The 4334-nt window shown below is 66.6% G+C and carries 6 protein-coding genes; 4 read left to right on the top strand and 2 right to left on the bottom strand.

The window, feature by feature from the left end; translation table 11 throughout:
• Together BST11_RS26525 and BST11_RS28255 are read right to left on the bottom strand one after the other, a co-directional pair.
• On the bottom strand, positions 1 to 945 hold a 945-nt coding region (locus BST11_RS26525; RefSeq protein ID WP_083141142.1), incomplete at its 3' end, for a protein kinase family protein.
• A 280-nt stretch (positions 946 to 1225) separates the two neighbouring features.
• Complete coding sequence (locus BST11_RS28255; protein ID WP_211284800.1) at positions 1226 to 1891, bottom strand: DUF2510 domain-containing protein; 666 nt, start codon at positions 1889 to 1891, stop codon at positions 1226 to 1228.
• Positions 1892 to 2037: 146 nt separating this feature from the next.
• Between BST11_RS28255 and BST11_RS26515 the strand changes: the two genes are divergently transcribed.
• From BST11_RS26515 to BST11_RS29340, 4 genes are all read left to right on the top strand, one after another.
• Positions 2038 to 2481, top strand: a complete 444-nt coding sequence (locus BST11_RS26515; protein ID WP_083141140.1) for a hypothetical protein — start codon at positions 2038 to 2040, stop codon at positions 2479 to 2481.
• Positions 2482 to 2622: 141 nt separating this feature from the next.
• Positions 2623 to 3339, top strand: a complete 717-nt coding sequence (locus BST11_RS26510; protein WP_244897792.1) for a S1 family peptidase — start codon at positions 2623 to 2625, stop codon at positions 3337 to 3339.
• A 205-nt stretch (positions 3340 to 3544) separates the two neighbouring features.
• Complete coding sequence (locus BST11_RS26505; protein WP_083141143.1) at positions 3545 to 4096, top strand: DUF2510 domain-containing protein; 552 nt, start codon at positions 3545 to 3547, stop codon at positions 4094 to 4096.
• An 89-nt stretch (positions 4097 to 4185) separates the two neighbouring features.
• A partial coding sequence (locus tag BST11_RS29340; RefSeq protein ID WP_142276603.1) for a DUF2510 domain-containing protein occupies positions 4186 to 4334 on the top strand: 149 nt, incomplete at its 3' end.

The raw sequence follows: 4334 nt of genomic DNA, 5'->3' as shown, positions 1-4334 counted from the left end.
GTGCACGACGGGGGTGGGGGGTGGTTCCAGCGGGACGCTGACGGCGGCTGCTGCGGCGGCGGTCTTCTTGTCGTGCTGGGCTTCTTCGATGGCGTGGCCGAGCACGTAGCTCCAGGCTTCGGGTAACGGCCGTCGCTCGGGGTCGTTGGTCAGGGTGTCGGTGATGATTTGGCGTAGCAGGGCGGGTGTGGCCGGTGGCAGGTGTTGGGGGTTTTTGGTGTCTTGGTCGCCGGCGAGCAGTCGCAGCGCCAGCAGGCCGAGTTTGTAGGTGTCGGAGTAGATGGTGGCCAGTTCCTGGCCGGGGGGCACGCTCCAGCCGGGGGTTTCCATCTGGGGCAGCGCCGAGACGTCGTTGATGCGCATGGCGTCGCAGTCGATGAAGAACACCGCGGGATGCGGTGTGAGGGTGAACAGCAGGTTTTTCGGTGAGATGTCGCCGACGCAGACGCCGTGCTTGTGCAAAAACGACAGCCCGGAGGCGAGCTCGCGCAGCAGCCAATAGCGCTGGGCGTCATCGATGTCGATGCCGCGGGCCGTCAGCACCGAGGAGTGGTTGAGCAGGTGCTGAAACTCCGCGGTGGACGACGCGGCGCCCTTGGCGGTGCTCAGCTCGATGAAGAACTCCGCCGGAATCGCCGGCATCACGAATCCCCTTGGCCCGCTGTCGTCTTCGACAATCGCGCACGGCCAGGCCGCGATGGAGACCAGGCGCTCGGCCTGGGAGTAGGTCAGAGAGTCTTCGACCAGGGCGGGCATGGCCGCCAGCGCGGTGAAGTCGATGTCGGCCTTGGTCTGGGCCTTGTATTCCTTGTAGACCATCGCATCGGCGAACTTGGTCTTGACGTTGGGAGCGCCGTACACCACGCCCTGGCCGCCCTGCCCGATCTTGGTCAGCGCACCCAGCTTGTCGCGCTGGATGACTTGGCGTGTGATCGGCGTATTCATGCGGGCCCCTTAGTCTGACCGAAACCGGCAGCCAAAAAGCGCGCCCGAGGCGGTGGATTTCCTCATGACGGCGTTCCCTTCCCGGCTCTGCCCGGATGACTCATTGTGAACGTGTTTTCGCTCTTTGGGGCAAAAATCTGCAACGGACCGAATTCCGGGTCCGCTTAGGGTCGGCTGTCGGCAGCTCACACGGCCAGGGTGCCGTGACCGCCTTGGAGGATCCTTGGCGAGCCGGTGCGATCCCCGGGAGCCGAGATGGCCCATAGCTCAACGGGACCCGTCAGAACGAATCGAAATTCTGGGCGGCGATGGCCAGGCCGTGGCCGGTCGTGTCGTTGATGAATCGCGTCCAACCGCCGCTGACCACGATCGTCCAGCCGCTGACGTGGTAGGTCTGGCCGGATGTGAGCTCCTGGGGGCCGGGGGGCGAGGCCATGTCCGGGGGGTTCTCGTCGAGGATGCCCTGCGTGTCGACGGCCAACGCGGGAGCCGGGTCGGTGCACGTGTAGAGGTTGGTGATCACGTGTCCTGGGACGCACGTCTGGCATGTCACCCGTTGCGCGGTGACCTGACAGATCTTGCCCGACGGAATCGTGAAGTTCAGGGTGGTGGGGGTTGCGCTCGAAGTCGGCGCGGGTTGGGGAGCCGACGCAGCCGGCGCGGGCGGGGCGGCCGGGGTTTGGGGTCGGTGCGACTGCCTGAGCAGCAGGTAGCCGGTGATGCCGATGATCCCGAAGAGGACCACGGCGGCCGCAAAAAGGGCGGCCACCAGCCCCGTGTGGCGCCGGGGCCGCGCCGCCGCCGGCGCCGGTGGGACGGGCGGCCCCTCGGCCGGTGGGGTGGCGGCCGGAACGTCCGCATGCCATTGCCGGCCGTCCCAATACATGAGCCCCGGCTTACCGGTCGGGTCCGGATACCAGTCCGGGCCCCCGGGTGAATTCGTCATGTCTTCTACCGTGCCGTCAAGGCCTGAAAGGATTCTTGGCTTGCCATGCCTGGGCCGCCTATCGACGTGATCACCCGCGGGCGATCGAATTTCGGAGCATGCTGGCATTAGCGAAACATGTCGACGCATTCCGCGGAAGGACTGGGATGAAAAAGATCGCACTGACTTTGCTCGCCGGGTCGTCGGCACTGGGCATCGCCGTGTCGACCGCCGCGCCACCGGCGGGCGCCGACCCCACCGCCGGCCATGACGCCAAGGTGAAGATCCAAACACCGCCGATGCTGTGCGAGATCGGATCGGATGACGCCGACCCGGGAGTCGGCCCTAATGTCGTCTGCCAGGGTCAATTTGCACAAGCCTCGGTCGACGACGACCAAGCCATCGTCACCGCGTCGGGCCAGTTCAGCTTCCGGAGCGCGAACATCGGTGTCGGCTACGACCATCCGCCCTTCGACACCCTCGTCCCGGGCCGGACCTACCGCATCCAGGGTTGGACGGTCGTCGCGCGCACCGACGGCATTCGCTTCACCAACGACGACACCGGCCACGGGATGCTCATCCGCGGCGACACCACCGTCAGTCCGTTCTGAATCGTCACCGCCTGCCTCGCCCGAGATTTCATCGGGCGCGGGGGAGTTCTTTGAGAATGTTCCAAGCCGTGCGCCGCATGCTCGCGGGGCCGGGCATCAAGGCCGGCCGCGAAGGCGGGCAACGGCGACAGGAACTCGACGATGGACCACACATTCCGCGGTCAGCGGGCCAGGACGGCGGCCGCGCTCGCGGCGGGGTTGCTGCTGGCGGTCGCCTTGGCGGTCGCGCCGCCGGCCGCCGCCGCCCACGTAGACCTGGCCGTGGGCATGCCGATCGAAATCGGCAGGCACTCCTGCTCGCTGGGGTTCTTCGGTTTCAACGCCCGCCAGGATCGCCTCGCGGTGACCGCGGGTCACTGCTCGGACTCGGTGCCCAACGAACCCGTATACGCCGACAACGGTGTGCAGATCGGGGTGGTGGTCGCCTGGAAGCAAGACCTCACGAACGACGCGGGCAAATTGGTCGGCGCCCGTGGCTACACGATCTTTTCGCTCTACCGACGCTTTTCGCTGGAGCCCTTCTTCTCGGGGGTCAGCACCTCGGTGAGCCGAGGCGATTACGTGACCAAGTTCGGCCAACGCACCGCCAAGACCAACGGTGTCATCAAAGGCGTTCGGTTCGACCCCAAGCGACCCGAGCTCGCGCTGCTGTCGTCGAACATGGTGCAGCTGCCCGGGGACTCCGGCTGCCCGTGGTACACCAGCGCGGACGCTTTGGTGGGGATGGGTTCGAGCGGCGATCAGGAAGAGGAGGGCGGCGACGCCGGCAGCCAAGCCCAACCGATCGAAGCGGTGCTCGACATGATCCGCACCGGCGCCGGCGTTTGGGGCGAGGATTTCAAGGTCTGGACACAATAGGTGGATGCCCGCGAAAACATTGAAAAGCCTTGAGGCAGAGTGCCTTTGGTCGAGCGCCGACCGCGGGCGATCGCCGATGTGTGGCCGGGCGGACGAATCCTTGCCAACCGCCGTAACGGCGACCATAATTACCGGCACCTATCAGCGAGGCCGGGTATCGGTTTTCGCCTCGTCGGGTGCAGTTCGTGGAATGGAGGATCTGCTCATGGCGACGCCGGCCGGCTGGTACGACGACCCCGAAAACCCGCACGCGCAGCGTTATTGGGACGGCCCAAGCTGGACACCCCACCGTCAGGCGAAGCCGGTCCCGCAGCCCATACCCCAGCCGGCCGCGTTCCCGCCCCCGTCACCGTTCCCGCCCGCGCCGGCGGGCCCACAGCCGCGGTGGTCACCCCCCGGTCAACCGCCTGGGGTAACGCCGCGACGATCCCGGACTCCGCTGATCATCGCCGTGGCCGTGGCCGTCGTGGTGATCGGGGGAATTGTCAGCGTGGTGGTGTTCCTGTCGCTGTTCGGCGAAAAGACGATCGTGGCGGACAAGGCCGCGAAAACGCTCACCAATGCGGTCTCGCGGCAGAACGGCTTCATCCCGACCGACACCAGCTGCCCGTCTGGGGTCAAGGCGAAGGTCGGTGCGACGTTCGAGTGTCACTTCACCGGTCCCGACGGGACCAACGTCACTTCCCACATGAAGGTCACCAAGGTCAACGGCGACGATGTTGAACTCGACATGAGGTGGGGCGAGGACGGCGGGTGACCGAGCGCCGTCATGCGCCGTATGTCGGTGCGCCATAGTCTATTTCGGTGCCTTGCGCGCAAGTTCGGCCAACCGGGAGGATCCGCTTCATGACGACGCCTAACCAGCCAGGCTGGTACGACGACCCACAGGACTCCAACGCCCAGCGCTACTGGGACGGCCAGAGTTGGACGCCGCACCGGCAGCGAAAGCCGGCCGCGCGACCCGCGCCCCCGCGCGCGGAGATGCCGCCCCCGCC

Origin of the sequence: Mycobacterium alsense, assembly GCF_002086635.1 — a bacterium.
In the GTDB taxonomy this organism is placed as follows: domain Bacteria; phylum Actinomycetota; class Actinomycetes; order Mycobacteriales; family Mycobacteriaceae; genus Mycobacterium; species Mycobacterium alsense.
Note: the sequence above shows the minus strand (reverse complement) of the source record. Positions and strands in the feature narration are given on the sequence as shown.

Coding starts and splice junctions, on each gene's coding strand:
- BST11_RS28255 (WP_211284800.1), bottom strand. CDS start 1,891: ATGACGAATTCACCCGGGGGCCCGGACTGGTATCCGGACCCGACCGGT.
- BST11_RS26515 (WP_083141140.1), top strand. CDS start 2,038: ATGAAAAAGATCGCACTGACTTTGCTCGCCGGGTCGTCGGCACTGGGC.
- BST11_RS26510 (WP_244897792.1), top strand. CDS start 2,623: ATGGACCACACATTCCGCGGTCAGCGGGCCAGGACGGCGGCCGCGCTC.
- BST11_RS26505 (WP_083141143.1), top strand. CDS start 3,545: ATGGCGACGCCGGCCGGCTGGTACGACGACCCCGAAAACCCGCACGCG.